6 protein-coding genes are annotated in these 19,786 nt (G+C 76.4%); all 6 read right to left on the bottom strand.

Annotated features, from left to right (window positions below; genetic code table 11):
- Positions 1-3 precede the first annotated feature (3 nt).
- The 6 genes from HHX31_RS04490 to HHX31_RS34100 all read right to left on the bottom strand — a co-directional run bounded on the left by HHX31_RS04490 (position 4) and on the right by HHX31_RS34100 (position 19,730).
- Positions 4-1,011 (bottom strand): ABC transporter permease, encoded by a 1,008-nt coding sequence (locus tag HHX31_RS04490; protein ID WP_169945216.1) that lies wholly within the window; start codon positions 1,009-1,011, stop codon positions 4-6.
- Positions 996-2,720, bottom strand: a complete 1,725-nt coding sequence (locus HHX31_RS04485; RefSeq protein ID WP_211589191.1) for an ABC transporter substrate-binding protein — start codon at positions 2,718-2,720, stop codon at positions 996-998. Before HHX31_RS04485 ends, HHX31_RS04490 begins: the two co-directional genes overlap by 16 nt.
- Before the next feature lie 116 nt (positions 2,721-2,836).
- Positions 2,837-3,823, bottom strand: coding sequence for an LLM class flavin-dependent oxidoreductase (locus tag HHX31_RS04480; protein WP_211589190.1), 987 nt, complete (start codon positions 3,821-3,823; stop codon positions 2,837-2,839).
- Positions 3,824-3,920: 97 nt separating this feature from the next.
- Positions 3,921-5,822 carry an HAD family hydrolase gene (locus tag HHX31_RS04475; RefSeq protein WP_169945214.1) on the bottom strand — a complete coding sequence of 634 codons (1,902 nt, stop codon included), beginning with the start codon at positions 5,820-5,822 and terminating at the stop codon, positions 3,921-3,923.
- Complete coding sequence (locus tag HHX31_RS04470) at positions 5,819-9,178, bottom strand: type I polyketide synthase (RefSeq protein ID WP_169945212.1); 3,360 nt, start codon at positions 9,176-9,178, stop codon at positions 5,819-5,821. Before HHX31_RS04470 ends, HHX31_RS04475 begins: the two co-directional genes overlap by 4 nt.
- The gene (locus tag HHX31_RS34100) at positions 9,171-19,730 is read right to left on the bottom strand and encodes a type I polyketide synthase (RefSeq protein ID WP_169945210.1); all 10,560 of its coding nucleotides are present in this window, start codon (positions 19,728-19,730) and stop codon (positions 9,171-9,173) included. The genes HHX31_RS04470 and HHX31_RS34100 overlap by 8 nt, the downstream gene beginning before the upstream one ends.
- Positions 19,731-19,786 lie beyond the last annotated feature (56 nt).

The following is a 19,786-nucleotide window of genomic DNA, read 5'->3' as shown; positions in this document are numbered from 1 at the left end:
CGGCTACCTCCCCGCGTCGCGCGTCCGGGGGTCGATCACCCAGGTGAGGATGTCGACCGCGATCGTCACCAGCACGAACGCGGCCGCCGTCACGAGGACGACCGCGATGACCATGGGCATGTCCTTGTTCGCCACGGCCGACAGCGCCAGCCGCCCGATGCCCTGCCGGGAGAAGACGATCTCGATGATCACCGCGCCGCCGATCAACGAGCCGGCGATCCACCCGAGCAGCGTGGTGACGGGGAGCAGGGCGTGGCGGAGCACGTGGCGCAGGCGCAGGGCCGCCTCGCCGATGCCCCGGGCACGCGCGGTCACCACGAACGGCTCGTCCATCGCGCGCAGCAGGCCCTCCCGCAGCACGCCGGCCACCACGGCCGCCGGCCCGGCTGCGAGAGCGGCCGTCGGCAGGACCAGCCCGGACGGCGAGGAGGACCCGATGGCCGGGAACCAGTGCAGCGTGCAGGAGAAGACGGTCAGCAGCAGCAGCCCGAGCCAGAAGGGGGGCAGGGCCACGACCAGCGACTCGGCCGACGCGAACAGCGAGCGCACCCACGCCCGGCGGTTGGCGCTCACCACCCCGAGCACGACCGAGGCGACGACCGTGGCCAGCAGGGTGGTCGCCACCAGCAGCAGCGTGCCGGGAAGCTGGGCGGCGATCTCGTCCCACACCGGCCTGCGCAGGACGTACGACTCGCCGAACTCGCCGCGGGCGATCCGGCCGAGATAGGTGAGGTACTGCACCGGGAGCGGGTCGTCGAGCCCGTACTGTGCGACGATCCCGGCCCGCACCTCCGGGCTCACCGAGGAGCGCGCGAGCAGGACGTCGGCGGTGCTGCCCGGCATGACCTGCAGCAGCACGAACGTCACCGTCACGGCGCCCCAGAGCACGCCGGCCGAGGCGGCCAGGCGCACCAGCACGAGGCGCACCAGCGTCCGGCGGCCCTGGCCGGAGCGGCGGCGGTTCCGCGCCTCCGCCACCCCGGCCGGGGACGTCTTCAGGACGCCAGCCATATGCCGGACAGGTCGGGGGTGCCGTCGACGTTGAACCGCACGTCGCGGACACCCTCGCGGGCCGCCAGCGTGGACAGCGGCGAGTAGATCGGCAGGACCGCCGCGTCCTCGGTGATCCGCCGCTGCACCTCGGCGTAGACGCCGAACTGCTCGGCCTGGTCCCTGGCGCCGAGCGCCCGCCTGAACGCGGACTCCACCTCGGGGTTGTCGTACCTGGCCATGTTGTTGCTGATCCCGCGCTCGGGCGTGGGGATGTTGTCGGCGCCGAACAGCACCCGCAGCACGTCGGGCCCCGGCGAGGAGAAGCTGGTGTCGATCAGCTCGTAGTCGCCGGCCAGCAGGCGGTCGACGAAGGTGCCGCCGTCGAGGTTCTCCTCGACGAGTTCGACGCCGATCTGCCTGGCCGCGGCCTGGATCTGCACCGCGAGGTTGCCGACCGACGGGTCCGACCACATGTGGCGCAGCGTCAGCCTCCTGCCGTCCTTCGTCCGGTAGCCCTGCGCGTCCCGCTGCGTCCATCCGGCCTGGTCGAGCAGCCGGTTCGCCTCTGCCGGGTCGTGGCCGTACGCCGCGGCGACCGAGGGGTCGTAGCCCGGGGTGCTGGCCGACAGCGGCCCGTCGGCGCCGTCGTACACGCCGAAGTAGACGTTCTTCACGATCCGCCGCCAGTCGATGCCGGCCCGCAGGGCCTTGCGCACGTTGACGTCGCTCAGCGGGCCCTTCGCCGTGTTGGGCCAGTAGCTGTAGTTGGCGCCGGGGAACCGTGTCGTGTGCAGGGCGAATCCGGGCGTGCTCTTCAGCGTGCCTATGCCGGCCGGCGCGAGGCCGGTGACCGCGTCGACCTGGCCGCTGGTGAGCGCCCCCAGGCGGGCCGAGTTGTCCGGCACGACCGTGACCTCGATGCGGTCCAGCAACCCGGGACCGCCGCGGGCCGCTCCCTCGGGCGCCCACGCGTACGCGGGGTTCCTGACGTAGTCGATGCCCTTCTGCGGGGTGAATCCGCCGTCGCTCCTGAACGGCCCGGTGCCGACGACGACGGCGCAGAGCTTCGAGGCCGGTCCCTTCAGGGTGGCCGGGGACTCGATCCCGAGGTTGGGCTGGGCCAGCGCGGACAGGAAGCCGGAGTCGGGCCGTTTCAGCTTCACCTCGACCGTCAGCGGATCGACGGCCTTGGCCGACTCGTACGCCGCGATCAGGCTGGCGGCGAGCAGCGACTTGGTCTTCGGATCGACCACGTGGTCGAGGTTGGCCACCACCGCCGCCGCGTCGAACTTCCGGCCGTCGGTGAAGGTGACGCCCTCGCGGAGCCGGAAAGTGTAGGTGAGCCGGTCGCCGGAGACCGTCCACTCACGGGCGAGCCAGGGGTGCAGGCCGCCGCGCGGGTCCTGGTAGACCAGCGAGTCCACGAGCGGCCGGGTCAGCAGCCGGGCCGACTCCGTCGGGCTCTGGTGGGGGTCCAGGCACTCGGGTTCCTTCTCCACCGCCAGCCGCAGGGTCCCTCCGGCGCGGGGGGACGCGGCGCCCGCCTCGCCGCCACCCGCCGCGCCTCCGGCGGCGGGGGCCGGCCCGTCCGCACCGGAGGAACAGCCGGCGGCGAGGGCCAGCACCAGCATGGCGGCCCCCACCGCCACGGCGGGGGCGGTGGTGGTTCCAGCCCTCCCGGTGGCTCCGCTCCTCCTGGTGGTTACGGGCCTCCTGGCAGCACCCATGCTCGTCTCATTCCTCGCCACGTCGCTCACGGCCGGAAGGGATCTCCGGCCCGTACACACAGTGGTGGCCGGTTCTAAAGCGGGGCTGAACCGGCGGCGGCGCGGCCGTCAGGCGGCTACAGAGACGAGACGATCTTGGCGATCAGCTCGTAGGAGCGGATCCGGGCCTGGTGGTCGGGCACCTGCGTGAGCACGAACAGCTCGTCGGCGCGGGTGCGGCGCAGGAGGTCCCCGAGGCGGGGGGCGATGCGCTCGGGGCTGCCGACGAACTGGGGGTCGATCTTCTCGCGCAGGAACCGCTCCTCGGCGGGGCCGAACCGGTGGGCGGCCGTCTCCTCCTCCGTGGGCAGGACGGTGGCCGGGTCGACCGTGCGCATCAGGATCTGGCCGTACACGAAGGAGGCGGCGAGCCGGTGCGCGCGCTCGTCGCTGTCGTTCGCGACCGCGATCACGGCCACGCAGGCGTGCGGCCGGGCCAGGGCCGCCGACGGCCGGAACGCCTGCCGGTACGCGTCCAGCGCCTCCGGCGCCCCGCCGCCCACGATCGCGTGCGCGTACACGTACGGCAGGCCGAGCCGGCCGGCGTTCGCGGCGCTGGAGGCGCTCGACCCGACCAGCCAGATCTCGGGCGGGGTGCCCGGCTCGGGGATCGCGCGGACGCCGCCGCTGCCGCCGGCGAAGTACTCGTGCAACTCGCGCAGCGCGTCGCCGAAGTCGAGCCGGCGCGGGTCGCCGAGGCGGGCCGCGGCCTCCCCCGAGCCGCCGGGCGCGCGGCCGAGGCCGAGGTCGACCCGCCCCGGGTAGAGCCCGGCCAGCACGCCGAACTGCTCGGCCACCACGTACGGCGAGTGGTTGGGCAGCAGCACGGCGCCGGAGCCGGCCCGGATCGTGGTCGTCGCCGCGAGGATGGAGCCCGCCAGCACGGCGGGGCTGGAGGTCGCGAGCGCGGGCGTGTTGTGGTGCTCGGCCACCCAGTAGCGGCGGTATCCCAGGGCCTCGACGGCCCGGGCCAGGTCGACGGAGCGGCGCAGCGCGTCGCCCGCGGTGCCGCCGCGCCAGACGGGGGCGGTGTCGTGCACGGAGACGGCGATTCCCTCGGCCAACGTCCTCTCCTTCGCAAGGGGTGATGCAGGGGGGCAACTGGGGCGTATCCGGAGGTTTCCTCACGTTACGTCGCGGCACAGTCAACCTGAGGTTGCCTCAGATTGTCAACGCCTCGGGGGACGCCTCCGGGACGACGCGCCCCTCGGCGCGCAGCGTGAGATGGGCGGGCACGCCGACGATCTCGACGAGGTCGTGGACGAAACGCGACCCCTCCTCCAGCCGGGTGAAGCCGTAGTGCGGGTAGAGATCGCGGACCTTGCCGTTCTTGGCGGTCGGCACGTAGCGGCCGTGGACCGCGGCGAAGCCGGCCTCCCGGGCCGCGTGGAGCACCGCCGACAGCACCGCCTGCTCGATGCCGCGGGCGAAGACCCGGCAGCTCAGCAGGAAGTTGTCGATCACCAGGCCGTCCGGCCGGGCGCGCAGGAAGAGCGCGCCGACCACGCCGTTGCTCCCGAAGCGGTCCGCCGCCGAGATCGCCAGCACCCGGGAGCCCGGCCGTTCCGCCCGCTCCCGCACCTCCTCCGGCGGCAGGCGCTCGGTGGTGAGGTTGAACTGGTTGGTCCGCAGCGTGATCTGGGAGAGCCGGGCGGCCTCCCCCGGCTCCGCGGGGGCCAGCCGTACGGACACGTCCAGGCCGGCCAGGAACTCCTCGGCCGAGCCTGCGGCGGCGAGGAACTCCGACCGCGCCGTCTCCTCCTGGTAGCGGCGGGTCCGCGCCCGATCCTCCGCGGTGACCTCGGTCGTGGTGAACCACCCGTCGGCGAGCAGCGTCGTCGCGTGCAGCGCCGGGTCGTCCCCCAGGTGGACCACGACGGTCTCCGGGAGCTCGGCCGCGACCGCGGCGCACTCGTGGACGCTGTCGTCGGCGAACACGACGCTGTCGCCGCCCAGGTTGAGGCCCTCCGTCAACGCGCGCAGGCTCACCGGCTTAGGACCCCAGTCGGCCAGGACCCGGACGAAGTCGTCCTCGCGCAGCAGCATGCCGGGGTGGTCGCGCAGGGCGGCGAGCACCGTGTCCCGGTCGTTCTTGCTGACCGCGGCGAGCAGCACGCCCTGGGAGGCGAGCTGCTTCGCCACCCCCTGGAAACGACGGAAGGCCTCGCCGCGCGGGCCGTTCCCGACCTCGATGCCCTCCACGCCGTCGTCGCCGAGGATCCCGCCCCACAGCGTTCCGTCCAGGTCGAGGGCGAGCACCTTCCTGGCCCGCCCGGTCCTCGCCCTGACAAGGTGGCCAAGCTCCCGCGCGTACGCGCCGAGCAGCCCGTCGGACAGGTGCGCCCCGGCGTAGGTCTCGAAGCGGGGGTCGCTCAGCTCCGTCGCGGACGACAGCAGCGGGTCGACGTCCACGACGACCACCCGGCCGGCGGACGCGCCGAGCTCCAGCAGCTCGGCGTTGGCCCGGCGCCAGGCCGCGCCCAGCCGGGCCCGCGACCTGTGGTCGAGCAGCCGCGCCTGCCACAGGCGGGGCAGCGGCACCGTGTTGAGCACGAGCGCCCCCGAGCCGCTCTCGCCCCACCGCGCGGCCAGCCCCCGCCACAGGGCCAGCTTCCCGGCGAGCACGCGTTCCACGTCCTCGGCCGTGAACGGCACGCCCACCTCGTCGAACACGGTCGCGTGGTCGAGCACGCAGACCACGAGGTCGGACCGCTCGGCGTACAGCTCGCTGCCGGGGTCGCCCAGCTCGAAGACGTACGAGCCGAAGCCGGTGAGCCGGACGGACGGCACGTATCCATGCCGGGCCAGCTCGCCGACGAGCCCGACGCGCAGCGCCTCCAGCGTGCCATGCCCGGTGACGGTCACCCGCACGGCCGGGAGCCGCGGGTGGAGCTCACGGGCGGCGTCCAGGTCGGCGCGGGCGAGCAGCCGCGCCGCGCGGGCGGCATCCTCGGCGGACATCGCGGCGAGGAGCGGGCCCACCTCGTCGAAGCGCTCGGCGAGCGCCCCGTCCCGGTGCAGCCCGCGCAGCCGCGCGAGGGCGGCGGCGGTGTCAGTGGTCATCGGGGCTCCATGGCGTCGTGCTCGGATCGTCCGGCGGCCTCATGAGGCGAGACGATCCCGGCAGGCGAGGGGGTATCGGAAGCCGAAGCGCTCTCGGCGGGCGGGGAGGCGAGCAGCTCGTTCAGGCGGGCCGCCAGATCGTGGGCCGTGCGGTGGTCGAGCACCAGGCCGGGCGGGACGTTCACGCCGGTCTCGCGGGAGATCCGCCCGGCGATCTCCAGCGCGCCGAAGGAGGTGATGCCCGCCTGGGTGAGGTCGTCGTGTGGGCCGGCCGCTCCCACGGCGTGTCCGAGGGCGCCGTCCACGGCCGCGAGCACCATGGTCAGCAGCACGCCGTGCCGCTCCGCGGCGGGCACCCCGTCGAGCGGGGACGACGCCGGGGCCGGAACCTCGGCGGGCTCCTGCCCGCGCACGCCGTACCGCCAGCGCCGCAGCGCCGCCACCACCTCCCCCAGGACGCCGGGAGGCGCGGCGACGCCCCCGACGAGGGCGGCGAACCGCTCGGCGTCGAGGTCGTCCACGGCGCGCCACAGCTCCCGCTCCCGCGGCGAGCCGCCCCGGACGCCGTACGAGGGGGTGATCCAGTGGCGCTCGTGCCGGAAGGGGTAGGTCGGGACGGCGGCCGGGTCGGCGGCCGGGCCCTCGCCGATCACCTTCGGCCACGCGACCGCGACGCCCCGCGCGTACGCCTGGGCGAGCGCGCGCAGCACCGAGCGGGCCTCGTCCGACGGGTCGCGCACGAATGGGATCGCGGCGATCTCGGCGCCCTCCTCCGCGAGGCAGTCGGCGACCATGCCGGCCGTCGTGGCGTCGGGGCCGATCTCCACGAAGGTGTCCACGCCGAGGGCGCGCAGCGCCCGCACCCCGTCGTGGAAGCGGACCGGCTCACGCACCTGGGCGGCCCAGTGGTCCGGCGCGGTCAGTTCCTCTCTCGTCGCGGCCCTCCCGGTGCGGGTGGAGACCAGCACGGCGGCGGGCTCCCGTACGGTCAGGGCACGGGCGGCCTCCACCAGGCCGGGCAGCGCGGGGTCCATGTGCGGCGAGTGGAACGCCTGGCTCACCGCGAGGGGCTTGGCGCGCACCCCTCGCGCCCGCCACCCGGCCGCCAGCTTGCGGACGGCGGCGGCGTCCCCGGAGATCACCGTCGAGCGGGGGCCGTTGACCGCGGCCACCGCGACCAGGCCGTCCACCTCCTTCAGCGAGGCGGTGACCTCCGGCTCCGGCGCGCGCAGCGACACCATCGCCCCGCCTTCCGGGGCCGCCTGCATGGCCAGGGCGCGGGCGACGACCAGGGACGCCGCGTCGTCGAGCGACAGGGCCCCCGCGGCGTGCGCCGCCGTGAGCTCCCCGATCGAGTGGCCGAGCAGCGCGCCGCCGGTCACGCCCAGGTCTTCGGCCAGCCGGAACATGGCGAGCTGGGTGGCGAACAGCGCCGGCTGGGCGAACTCGGTGCGCCGCAGCAGCGCGGCCGCCGGCGAGCCCTCCGGGGCGAACACCACCTCGGCCACGCCCGGACCGTCCGCGCCGCGCCGCCCGCGCGCGCGGTCCAGCGCGGCACAGGCGGCGTCGAACGTCTCGGCGTACGCGGGGAACCGCCGGTGCAGCTCCCGTCCCATGCCGGGGCGCTGGGTGCCCTGACCCGAGAAGACGAAGGCCACCGCGGGGGCCGGCCGGGCGGTGCCGACCGGCGCGACGGGCGCGGCCAGCGCGGCCAGATCCCGGGACAGCTCGGCGGCGTCGGCGCCGGTCGCCACCGCCCGGTGGCGGAACGACGAGCGGGCGCCGATCAGCGTCCGCGCCACCGCCGCGAGATCGGCCGTGGGCTCCCCGAGCGCGCCTCCGGCGCGCAGCAGGTCGCGCAGGCGTGCGGCCTGGGCGCGGACCGCCTCGGGAGACCGGCCCGACAGCACCCAGGGGATCGCCACCGGCTCCGCGCCCGGTTCCGCCCGCGGCCGCTCGCCGGGTCCGGAAGGCGGCCCCGCGGCGGCCTCTCCGTCCCGCTTCGGGGCCGGGGGCTCCTCGACGACGACGTGGGCGTTGGTCCCGCTGATGCCGAAGGAGGAGACACCCGCCCTGCGGGGCCGGTCGGTCCTCGGCCAGGGCCGGGGCCGGGTCAGCGGGGCCACCCTGCCCTCGTCCCAGTCGACCAGCGCGGACGGCTCGTCCGCGTGCAGGGTCGCCGGAAGCGTCTCGTGCCGCAGCGCCTGGATCATCTTGATGACCCCGGCCACCCCGGCGGCGGCCTGCGTGTGTCCCAGGTTCGACTTCACCGAGCCGACCCACAGGGGCTCCCGCCGTCCCCGGGCCGTGCCGTACGCCAAGATGAGGGCGCCCGCCTCGATGGGATCGCCGAGCGCCGTCCCGGTGCCGTGCGCCTCGACGGCGTCCACGTCCGCCGGGGACAGTCCCGCCGCCCGCAGGGCCGCCTCGATCACCTTGCGCTGGGCGGGGCCGCTCGGCGCGGTGATGCCGTTGCTCGCCCCGTCGGAGTTGATCGCCGACCCGCGGATGACGGCGAGGACCGGGTGGCCCGCGCGCACGGCGTCGGAGAGGCGTTCCAGCACCAGCATCCCCGCGCCCTCGCCGAAGCCGGTGCCGTCGGCCGACCGGGAGAACGCCTTGCACCGGCCGTCGGCGGCGAGCCCGCCCTGCAGGGCGAACTCCACGAACACCCGGGGTGTGGCCATGACCGTCGCCCCACCGGCGAGCGCCAGGTCGCACTCGGACGCCCGCAGCGACCGTACGGCCAGGTGGATCGCGACGAGCGAGGACGAGCACGCCGTGTCCACCGTGAGGGCGGGCCCCTCGAACCCGAAGGTGTAGGCCAGACGGCCCGAGGCCATGCTGGTGGCGTTCCCGGTCATCAGGTAGCCCTCGGCCTCGGGCGGCACGCCGTCCAGGGGCGGGGCGTAGTCCTGGTAGATGACCCCGGTGAACACGCCGGTCCGGCTGCCGCGCAGCGAGGCGGGCAGGATGCCGGCCCGCTCCATGGCCTCCCACGACACCTCCAGGAGCTGGCGGTGCTGGGGGTCCATCGCGGCGGCCTCGCGCGGCGCGACCCCGAAGAAGGCGGCGTCGAAGCCCGCCGCGTCGTCGAGGAACCCCCCTGCTCTCGTGTGCTCGCGCAGCGCCGGGTCCCAGCCGCGGTCGTCCGGCGGCTCTCCCACCGCGTCGGCACCCTCGGCGACCACCCGCCACAGGTCCTCCGGCGAGCGGACTCCGCCGGGGAACCGGCAGGCCATCGCCACCACGGCCACCGGCTCTGGCTCGGTCAGGGCCGCCAGTTCCCGCTTCACCCGCGTGAGCTCGGTGGTCGTCCACTGGAGGTACTCGACCAGTCGCTTCTCGTCAGACATGCCGCCGTCCCTCGGATCGGAGCTCGGAGTCGATGAACCGGAACAGCTCCGCCGCGGTCGCCGGGATCTCCCCGCCGGTCGCGGGGGCGGGGGGAGCCATGAGCGCCGGGACCGGCGGCTCCTGGTCGTCCGGGCCGCCGGGGCCGTCCGGGGCCAGGCGGCCGAGCAGGTTCTCCGCCAGTGCGTCGGGGGTCGGGTGGTCGAAGACCACGGTGGCCGGCAGCCGCAGGCCCGTCGCCTTGCCGAGCCGGTTGCGCAGCTCGACGGCGGTCAGCGAGTCGAGCCCGAGCTCCCGGAAGCTGCGCTGCTCGCCGGCGTCGTCCCCCGGCGCCCGGCCGAGCACGGCCTCGACGCACCGCAGCACCGTCTCGTACACCAGCGCGCGCCGCCGCGCGGGGTCCGCCGCGGCGAGCAGGCCCGGCAGGTCGGGGGCCGTCCCCGCCGGAGCGCCGGCCCGAGGTGCGACCGCGCGGGCGAGCCCGCGCAGCGGCGCGGCGAGGTCCGGCACGGCCGCAAGCCGCGCCGGGTCGAGCCGCACGGCGGCCAGGGCCGGGGTGGCCGCGTCCAGCGCCGCGTCGAGCAGCGCCAGTGCGTGCTCCGGCGCCATCGGCAGCAGGCCGGAGCGGGCCATCCTGGCCCGGCCGGCCGCCGAGAGCCCGCCCGTCATGGCGCTGTCGGACCGCCACAGGCCCCACGCGACGGAGGTCGCCGGGAGCCCTTCGCGGGCCCGCAGGGCGGCCAGTGCGTCGAGGAAGACGTTGGCCGCCGCGTAGGCCGCCTGCCCCGCGCTGCCGACGATCCCGGCCGCGCTGGAGAACAGCACGAACGCGGCGAGGTCGAGGTCGCGCGTCAGCTCGTGCAGGTGCCAGGCGCCGTCGGCCTTCGGCCGGAGCACGGCGTCGAGCCGCTCGGCGTCGAGGCCGGCCAGCGTGGCGTCGTCGAGGACGCCGGCCGCGTGCACCACGGCCGTCAGCGGCCGCTCCGCGGGGACCTCGCCGAGCACGCGGGCCAGCGCGGCGCGGTCAGCGACGTCGGCGGCGGCGACCGTCAGCCGCGCCCCGAGCCCGTCCAGCTCCGCGCGCAGGTCCTCGGTTCCCGGCGCCCGCTCCCCCCGCCTGCTCACCAGCAGCAGGTTCCTTACGCCGTGCCGCCGGGCCAGGTGCGCGGCGACCAGGCGTCCCAGGCCGCCCGTGCCGCCCGTGACGAGGACGGTCCCCCCGGGGTCGAGTGGACGGGGGATCCGCAGCGCCACCTTGCCGACGTGGCGGCCGAGGCCGAGGTGCCGTACGGCCTCGGGGGCCCGGCCGGTCTCCCAGGCCGTCACCGGGAGCGGAGCGAGGACGCCCTCGGCGAAGAGCCCCGCGATGTCGGCGAGCATGGCGGCGATCCGGTCCGGCCCGGCCTCGGCCAGGTCGAAGGCCCGGTAGAGGACGCCGTGCCGGTCGCGGATCTCGCCGGGGTCGCGCACGTCGGTCTTGCCCATCTCGACGAAGCGGCCGCCGGGCGCGAGCAGCCCCAGCGAGGCGTCCACGAACTCGCGCGCCAGCGAGTTGAGCACGATGTCCACGCCCCGGCCACCGGTCGCGGCGCGGACGGCCGCGGCAAAGGACAGGTCGCGCGAGTTCGCGACGCGCTCCGGCGGCAGCCCCGCCCGTTCCAGGTGCGGCCATTTGGCGGGGCTGGCGGTGCCGAACACGGTGAGCCCCCAGTGACGGGCGAGCTGGACGGCCGCGCCGCCCACGCCGCCCGCCGCCGAGTGCACGAGCAGCCGCTCACCGGGCCGCGCGGCGGCGAGGTCGCGCAATGCGTAGTAGGCGGTGAGGAACACCGCGGGCACGGTCGCCGCCTGGGCGAACGTGAGCCCCGTGGGGATCGGCGCGAGCAGACGGTGGTCGGTGACGGCCCGCGGCCCGATGCCGCCGGCGACGAGCCCCATCACGCGGTCTCCCGGCGCGAGGCCGGTGACGCCGTCGCCGACCTCCAGGACGACGCCCGCGCCCTCGGTGCCGAGGTCGGCGGCGCCGGGGTACATGCCGAGGACCAGCATCGCGTCGCGGAAGTTGAGGCCCGCGGCCCGCACGGCCACCCGCACCTCGCCGGGCCCGAGCGGCCGGTCCTCCACGGGCCGGCACACGAGGTCCTCGGCGACGCCGCCCTCCCCCGCCTCCAGTCGCCAGCCGCCGCTCGGCCGTACGAGGCCGGGGCGGCGCGGGGCCAGCCGGGGCGCCAGCGGACGGCCGTCCCTGAGCGCGGTCTGCGGCTCCCCGGCAGCGGCGGCGTCGAGCACCGCGGCGAGCGGAGCGCCGCCGTCGTCCACGAGGACGATCCGGCCCGGCTCCTCGCTCTGGGCGCTTCGTACGAGGCCCCAGACGGCGGCGCCGCCGAGCGCGTCCACGGGGTCGCCGGGAGCGGCGGCGACCGCGTCCCTGGTGCGTACGGCGAACAACGTCCCGGCGAGCCGGGCGTCGGCGAGGCCGCGCCGCAGCGTGCCGAGCACCTCCAGCAGGGCGGTCCTGACCGCCTCCGGCACGGAGCCGTCAGGTGGAGCGGAGGGTGCGGTGATCACCAGCACCCCGGGGGCGGGCGTTCCGGCGTCCAGGGCCGCGAGCGCCGCGTCCAGGCCGGAGAAGTCCGCGTCCGTGGCGCCGAGCACCCAGGCATGCTCGCGCGGGACGCCGGAGCCGGGGATCACCGGTTCCCAGACGAGCTCGTACAGCGAGTCTCCGCCGGAGGCCGTGGCGAGGTCGGCCGGGTCGGCCGCGCGGAACGTCACCGCGTCCACCGACGCCACCGGCGTGCCGTCCGCGGCGGCCAGTTCGACGACCACCGCGTCGTCGCCCGCCGGGCGCAGCCGCACGCGGACGGTCTCCGGAGCCCGGCCGTGCGGGGTGAAGCCCCGCCACGTGAAGGGCAGCCGTACGGCGCCGTCGTCGGGGAACAGGCGGGCGGGGGCGAGGGCGTGCAGGGCGGCGTCCAGCACCGTGGGGGCGAGGCGGAACCCCGCCGGGGCGTCCAGGGACACCTCCGCGACGACGTCCTCCCCGGTCCGCCACGCCGCCCGCAGACCCCGGAAGGCCGGGCCGTAACGGTAGCCCTTCGCCTCCAGGTCCTCGTACAGCCCGTCGACGGGCAGGGGGACGGCCCCCGCGGGTGGCCACGTCTCCGCGAGGGAGCCCACGTCCGGGCCCGCGGGCACGGACGTGGGCGCGGCGGGGGTGAGGACGCCGGCGGCGTGGATGGTCCACGGCGCGCCGAGAGGGTCGTCCGCGGCGTCGGGGCCGGAGGCGGGCCGGGCGTGCAGGCCGACCTCGCGCCGCCCGTCCGGATCGGCCGGTCCCACCGTCACCTGGATCTCCGCCGCGCCGGACGGCTCCAGCACGAGCGGCCGGACCAGGGTCAGCTCGTCCACGCGCGGCGCGCCCACCGTCTCTCCCGCGAAGGCGGCCAGTTCCGCGAGCACCGCGCCGGGCACCAGCACCGTGCCCTCCACGGCGTGGTCGGCCAGCCAGGGGTGGTCGCCGAGCCCGAGACGGCCGAGCAGCAGCACCCGGTCCTCCCCGGCCGGCCGCAGCACGGCGTCCAGCAGCGGGTGGGCGGCCCGGCGGGCCCCCGGCACGGCCGCGGCCGCGGCCCGGACCGGCGCGTCCAGCCAGTGACGACGCCGGTCGAAGGCATAGGTGGGCAGGGTGGGGATCGGCCGCGGCGCGCGGCCCGAAGGCCCGGCGCACAGGTGGGCTCCCCAGTCGACCGGCACGCCGTTCACCCAGGCCTCGGCCACCGAGACCAGCACGCGGCGCAGCCCGCCGTCCTCCCGCCGCAGGGTGCCGACGACGGCGGGCGAGCGGGCCTCCGGGTGCGCGTCGAGGATCTCCTGGACCCCCATGCCGACCACCGGGTGCGGGCTGACCTCGATGAAGACTTCGTGCCCTGCCGCGAGGGCCGCCTCCACGGCCGGTTGGAGCAGCACCGGGCTGCGCAGGTTGCGGTACCAGTACGCGGGCCGTCCGAAGCCGGGCTCCCCGGCGGGATCGACCCTCTCCCCGGTCACCGTCGAGAAGACGTCGGCCGTGTACGCCGGCGGCGCGGGCTCCGGCAGCACCTCGAGCAGCTCCGTCTCCAGCGGCTCCACCTGGGGAGAGTGCGAGGCGTAGTCCACGTCGACGAGCCGGACACGCACGCCCCGCTCCCGCAGTTCGCGCCGCAGGCGGTCCACGGCTCCCGCGGCCCCCGCGACGACGGTCGCGGCGGGCCCGTTGATGGCGGCCACCGCGATCCCGGCCACCTCGCCGTCGGTCGCCTCGATCGCCTCGTCGACCACGTCCGCCGGAGCGGCCACCGACAGCATCGCTCCCCCGCCGGACAGCGCCCGCAGCGCGCGGCTGCGCAGCGCCACCACCGCCGCCGACTCCTCCAGCGACAGGGCCCCGGCCGTGAGCGCGGCGGCGATCTCACCCTGGGAGTGCCCCACGACCGCGGCGGGCCGTACGCCGAAGGACTCCCAGACCGCGGTCAGGGCGGTCATCGTGGCCCACAGGACGGGCTGGACGACGTCCACCCTTCCCAGGTCGGCGCCGTCGAGCAGGGCCTCCCGCAGGGACCACCCGGTGACCGGGTCGAGGGCGGCGGCGCATTCGGCGATGCGGGCGGCGAAGGCGGGCGACTCCTCGGTCAGCGCCCGGGCCATGCCGTCCCACTGCGCGCCCTGCCCGGGGTAGAGGAAGACGGGCCGCCGAGACCGCCTGGCGTGGCCGGTGACGGCGGTCGCGGCGGGCGTCCCCCCGGCGACGGCGGCGAGCCCCTCGACCGCCTCCCCGATGTCCGAGGCCACGACGACCGCGCGGTGCCCGAACTCGGCCCTCGTGCGCACCAGTTCCGCCGCGACGTCGGCCAGCGGGACGCCGGGGTGGCGTTCCAGGTATTCGGCCAGTTTGCGCGCCTCGCCGCGCAGCGCTCCCGGCGACTTGGCCGACAGGACCAGCGGGACCGCGGCCGCGGGCGCCGGCTCCGGCCGGGCCTCGGGTACGGCATCCGCGGCGGGCGGCTCCTCGACGATCACGTGGGCGTTGGTGCCGCTCATGCCGAAGGCCGAGACGCCGAAGCGCCGCGGGCGGTCCCCGGCGGGCCAGGGCGCGGCCTCGGTGAGCAGTTCGAGCCCGCCCGCGTCCCAGTCCACGTGGCGCGACGGGCCGTCGACGTGCAACGTGCGCGGCAGCGTCCGGTGCTCCAGCGCGAGGACCATCTTGATGACGCCGCCGACCCCGGCCGCGGCCTGGGTGTGGCCGATGTTCGACTTGAGCGACCCCAGCCGCAGCGGCGGGCGGTCGCCCCTGGCCGCGCCGTACGCGCGCAGCAGGGCCCGCGCCTCGACCGGGTCGCCGAGCGTGGTGCCGGTGCCGTGGGCCTCGACCGCGTCCACGTCGGCCGGGGACAGCCCGGCCGCGCGCAGCGCCTCCTCGATCACCCGCTCCTGGGCGGGGCCGTTGGGGGCGGTGAGGCCGTTGCTCGCGCCGTCCTGGTTGACGGCCGTCCCCTTCACGACGGCGAGCACCGGGTGGCCGTTGCGCCGCGCGTCCGACAGCCGCTCCACGAGCAGCAGGCCGACACCCTCGCTGAAGCCCGTCCCGTCGGCCGCGTCCGCGAACGCCCGGCACCGGCCGTCGGGCGACAACCCGCGCTGGCGGCTGAACTCGACGAACGTCGCCGGCGTGGCCATGAGCGTCGCGCCGCCGACCAGGGCGAGGTCGCACTCCCCGTCCCGCAGCGCCCGTACGGCGAGGTGGAGGGCGACGAGGGAGGACGAGCACGCGGTGTCGACCGTGATCGCCGGACCCTCCAGGCCGTAGGTGTAGGCGATCCGGCCGGACGCCACGCTCCCGGCGCTGCCGGTGCCGAGGTACCCGCCGTGCTCGCGGGGGTCGTCCTGGGCCCGTGCGCCGTACTCGGTGTAGATGAGGCCGACGTAGACGCCGGTGCGCGAGCCCCGCAGGCGGGCCGGGTCGATGCCGGCGCGCTGGAACGCCTCCCACGACGTCTCCAGCAGCAGCCGCTGCTGCGGGTCGGCGGCCCGCGCCTCCCGGGGGTTCATCTCGAAGAAGCCGGCGTCGAAGTCGGCGGCGTCGTGGATGAAGCCGCCGTGGCGGGCGTAGGACGTGCCCGGGGTGTCGGGGTCGTCGTCGAACAGCCCCGCCAGGTCCCAGCCGCGGTCGGCGGGGAACGGCCCGATCGCGTCACCGCCCGCCTCCAGCAGCGCCCAGAGCTCTTCGGGGGTGGTGACGCCGCCGGGATAGCGGCAGGCCATGGACACGATCGCGACGGGCTCCTCCGCCGCCTCGCCGCCGCGCCGCTCCGGGACCGCCGGGGCCCCGGCGATGGTGGCCTCGGTCAGCGACTCGCCCAGATGGCGGGCCAGGGCACGCGGAGTGGGATGGTCGAACACGAGCGTGCTCGGCAGGCGCAGGCCGAGGGTGCGGCCCAGGTGGTCGCGGAGTCGCACGCCGGTCAGGGAGTCGAGCCCGAGGTCGCGGAAGGGCCGGTCGGGACGCACCTCCCCCGCCGAGTCGTAGCCGAGGATCCCGGCGACCGCCCGGGACACCAGTTCGAGCAGGCGATCCTCCCGTTCCCGCGCGCTCAGGCCGTCCAGGGCGGCGTACGCCCCGGCGGGCGTCGCGGGAGAATCGTCGTCCGCGGCCGTCCGTCTCTCCAGGGGCTTCAGCCGCAGCGCCGGGGACAGGACCGGAGAGACGGCCGGGGACGCCTCGCTGTGGGCCTGCGCCGGTGCGGCTCGTACGCGCACCTCGTCGGCCGTCAGCACGACCCTGCCGTCGCGATCGGTGAGAAGCACGGTGAAGGTGTCCGGACCGGTCCTGCCCAGCCGCGCCCGCAGGGGACCGCCGGCCGGGGCGTACGCCCGCACCCCGCTCCAGGCGAAGGGCACGACGACCTCGGACGGGCCGTCGTCCCGCGTCACGCGGTCCAGGAAGGCGGCCTGCACGGCGCCGTCCAGCACGGCGGGATGCACCGCGAAACCCTCCTCGCGCGCCGCCTGCGCCGGGGCGCCCCCTTCAGAGGCGGCCGGGCGTGCCGGAGCGGAGGCGGCGGCGCTGCCGGACGCGGGGGCCGAGGCCGGCGGAGCGGAGGCGGCCAGCTCGGCGAACACCTCGCCGTCCCGTCGCCAGGCGGCGCGCACGGCGCGCAGGGCGGGGCCGTAGTGCGCCCCCGCCTGGGCCAGCCGGTCGTACCCGGCCGCCACGTCGATCGGCTCCGTGCCCTCGGGCGGCCACTCGCCGGGAGAACCGTCCGGCCGTGCGACCTCGGGGTGACTCCCGGCGCTGAGAGAGCCGGAGGCGTGCGGCCGCCAGGCGCCGGCGGCGTCGCCCTCCCCCGTCCTGGCGTGGACCGTGAAGGTCGCGCCGCCGACCGCGTCCTCCACCTCTGCCTGCACGTCGGCCTGCACCTGGACCTGCACCTGGACCGGGCCCGCCGTCTCCACCGGGGCGACGAGCGTGACGTCCGCCACGACGGGCAGGCCGACCCGCTCGCCCACCGCCAGCGCCAGTTCGACCAGCGCGCTTCCGGGGAGCAGCGGGCGCTCCCCCAGCCGGTGTTGCCGCGCCCATCCCCCGGCCGGCAGCGCGCCCGAGAACAGCACCCGCCGCCCCGCGGCGTCCTCGACGGCGACGCCGAGCACGGGGTGGCCCGTCGGGGGGAGGCCGGACGGCCCGGCGGTCACGGCGTCCAGCCAGTACCGCCGCTCCTGGAAGGCGTACGTGGGAAGGTCGAGCACCCGCCCGGCCGTGAAGGGCCCCCACTCCACCGGGACGCCGGCCGCGAACAGCGATCCGGCCGAGGTGAGCAGCCGGTCGAGCCCTCCGTCGTCGCGGCGCAGCGTGGCCACGACGTCCGCCTCGACGCCGGTCTCCTCGGCCGTGTCCCGCAGCGGCGCCGCCAGCACCGGATGCGGGCTGATCTCCAGGAAGCACCGGTGGCCCGCGGCGATCAGGGCGGCCACGGTCTCGCTGAGCCGCACGGGCTCGCGCAGGTTGTCGTACCAGTACGCGGCGTCGAGCGCGGCGCCGTCCAGCTCACCGGCCACCACCGTCGAGTAGAAGGGCGTCCCGCCGGACCGGGGGCGGATCCCCGAGAGGCGGGCGAGCAGGGTGTCGCGCAACGGCTCCACGGCGGGCGAATGGGACGCGTAGTCCACGGGCACGAGCCGGGCCCGTACGCCCGCGGCCTCGCACCGATCGACAAGCTCGCGCACCGCGCCCGCCTCGCCCGACACGACGGTGGAGACGGGCCCGTTCAGAGCCGCGACCACGACGCCGTCGAGGTCGCCGAAGCGGCGGCGGAGCTCACCGGCCGAAAGCTCGACCGACGCCATCGCCCCGCCGCCCGCGATGTCCGCGATGGCGCGGCTGCGCCGAGCGACCAGGGCCGCGGCGTCGGCCAGGTCCAGGACCCCGGCCGCGTACGCCGCCGCGATCTCCCCCTGGGAGTGGCCCACCACCGCGGCCGGTTCCACGCCGAGGGAGCGCCACGCGGCGGTCAGCGACGCCATCACCGCGAACAGTGCGGGCTGCACCACGTCGACCCTGTTCAGCAGGTCGGCGGCGGCGCCCTCGGGGGAGGTCGCCACCTCGACGAGGTCCCAGTCGACGTGCGGGGCGAGGGCGGCGGCGCAGCGCAGCATCTCCTCCCGGAACGGCTCCGAGGCGGCGAACAGCTCACGGGCCATCCCGGCCCACTGGGACCCCTGGCCGGGAAAGACGAACACCGGCCGCGCCGGGGCCTTCGCCTCCCCTCCCACGGCATGCGGGGACGGTAAACCTTCCTCAAGCGCGGCCAGCCCTCCCGTGAGTCCTCGCAGGTCCGTCCCCACCACGGCCGCGCGGTGCGCGAGATCGGCCCGCGCCGTACGCAGCGTGTGGGCGACGTCGGCGGGGTCGGCTCCCGGGTGGTCCTCCGCCCACTGCCGCAACCGGCCGAGCTGGGCGCGCAGGGCCGCCTCGGTGTGCCCCGAGACCGTCCACACCACCGGCAGCCCGCCGCCGGACGCCTCCAGGCCGGACGCGACCTCCTCGGAGGACAGGGCCGCCGCCGGGAGGGCGTCCATCGCGCCGGCTTCCCCCTCGCCCGGCTCCCCCGGAGGGGAGGGCGTCCCGGTCTCGGCCGGTGGCTGCTCGACGATCACGTGGGCGTTGGTGCCGCTGATGCCGAAGGAGGACACCGCGGCCCGGCGGGCGCGGTCCCGATCGGGCCAGGGACGGGCGGCGGTGAGCGGGGCGAGACCGCCGGCGGCCCAGTCGACGTGCGGGGTGGGCTCGTCGATGTGCAGGCTCGCGGGGAGCACGCCGTGCCGCATGGCCAGCGCCATCTTGATGACGCCGCCGACGCCCGCGGCCGCCTGGGTGTGCCCGATGTTCGACTTGAGCGAGCCCAGCCAGACCGGATCGCCCTCCGGGTGGGCCCTGCCGTACACCTCCATGAGCGCGTTCGCCTCGATGGGGTCGCCGAGCCCGGTGCCGGTGCCGTGGCCCTCGACCGCGTCCACCTCCTCCGGGCCGAGACCGGCGTCGGCGAGCGCGGCCCTGATTACCCGCTGCTGCGCCGCGCCGTTGGGCGCGGACAGGCGGCTGCTCGCACCGTCGGAGTTGACCGCGCTGCCGCGCAGGACCGCGACGATCGGATGGCCCCTGCGCCGGGCCTCCGACAGCCGCTCCACGAGCAGCAGGCCGACGCCCTCGGCCCAGCCGGTGCCGTCGGCCGCCGCGGCGTACGCCTTGCACCGGCCGTCGGGGGCGAGCCCGCGCTGGCGGCTGAACTCGACGAAGGTGCCGGGGGTCGCCATGACGGTCGCGCCTCCGGCCACGGCCAGGTCGCAGTCCCCCCGGCGGACGGCCTGCGCGGCGTAGTGGAGGGCGACCAGCGACGACGAGCACGCCGTGTCCAGGGTGACGGCCGGCCCCTGCAGGCCGAAGGCGTAGGCGATACGGCCGGAGGCGATGCTCCCCGCGCTGCCGGTGCCGATGAACCCCTCGAATCCCTCCGGGGCGCGCACGTGCCGGGAGCCGTAGTCGGAGTACATGACCCCGACGAACACCCCGATCCGCTCGCCCGACAGCCCGCGCGGGTCGAGCCCGGCCCGTTCGAACACCTCCCAGGCGGCCTGGAGGAGCAGGCGTTGCTGGGGGTCGACGGCCAGGGCCTCGCGCGGGCTGATGCCGAACAGCTCCGCGTCGAAGTCCGCCGCGTCGTGCAGGAACCCGCCCTCGGTGGCGTAGCTCGTGCCCTCCCGGTCCGGGTCGGGGTCGAACAGCTCGTCGAGGGGCCACCCTCTGTCCCGGGGGAAGGGGGTGATCGCGTCGGTGCCCGACTCGACCAGCCGCCACAGGTCCTCGGGCGTCCGCACGCCGCCGGGGTAGCGGCAGGCCATCGCGACGATCGCCAGCGGCTCGTGCTCGGCCTGTTCGAGCCGCTCCAGCTCCGCGCGGGCGCGCAGCAGGTCGGCCGTGGTCCGCCGGAGGTAGTCGCGAAGCTTGTCCTCATTCGCCATGGATGAACCGCTCTCCGTCCTGAAGATCCGTCGTTACGCGGGAAAGGGCGTGCGGC

It is taken from the genome of Microbispora sp. H11081, assembly GCF_012999535.1.
Lineage (GTDB): Bacteria > Actinomycetota > Actinomycetes > Streptosporangiales > Streptosporangiaceae > Microbispora.
The sequence above is the reverse complement of the archived record's forward strand: the minus strand, read 5'-3'. Positions and strand labels throughout refer to the sequence as shown.

What these genes read in the sequence shown, in the direction of transcription:
- HHX31_RS04490 (WP_169945216.1), bottom strand. Translation starts at nt 1,011, where the DNA reads ATGGCTGGCGTCCTGAAGACGTCCCCGGCCGGGGTGGCGGAGGCGCGG.
- HHX31_RS04485 (WP_211589191.1), bottom strand. Translation starts at nt 2,720, where the DNA reads ATGGGTGCTGCCAGGAGGCCCGTAACCACCAGGAGGAGCGGAGCCACC.
- HHX31_RS04475 (WP_169945214.1), bottom strand. Translation starts at nt 5,822, where the DNA reads ATGACCACTGACACCGCCGCCGCCCTCGCGCGGCTGCGCGGGCTGCAC.
- HHX31_RS04470 (WP_169945212.1), bottom strand. Translation starts at nt 9,178, where the DNA reads ATGTCTGACGAGAAGCGACTGGTCGAGTACCTCCAGTGGACGACCACC.
- HHX31_RS34100 (WP_169945210.1), bottom strand. Translation starts at nt 19,730, where the DNA reads ATGGCGAATGAGGACAAGCTTCGCGACTACCTCCGGCGGACCACGGCC.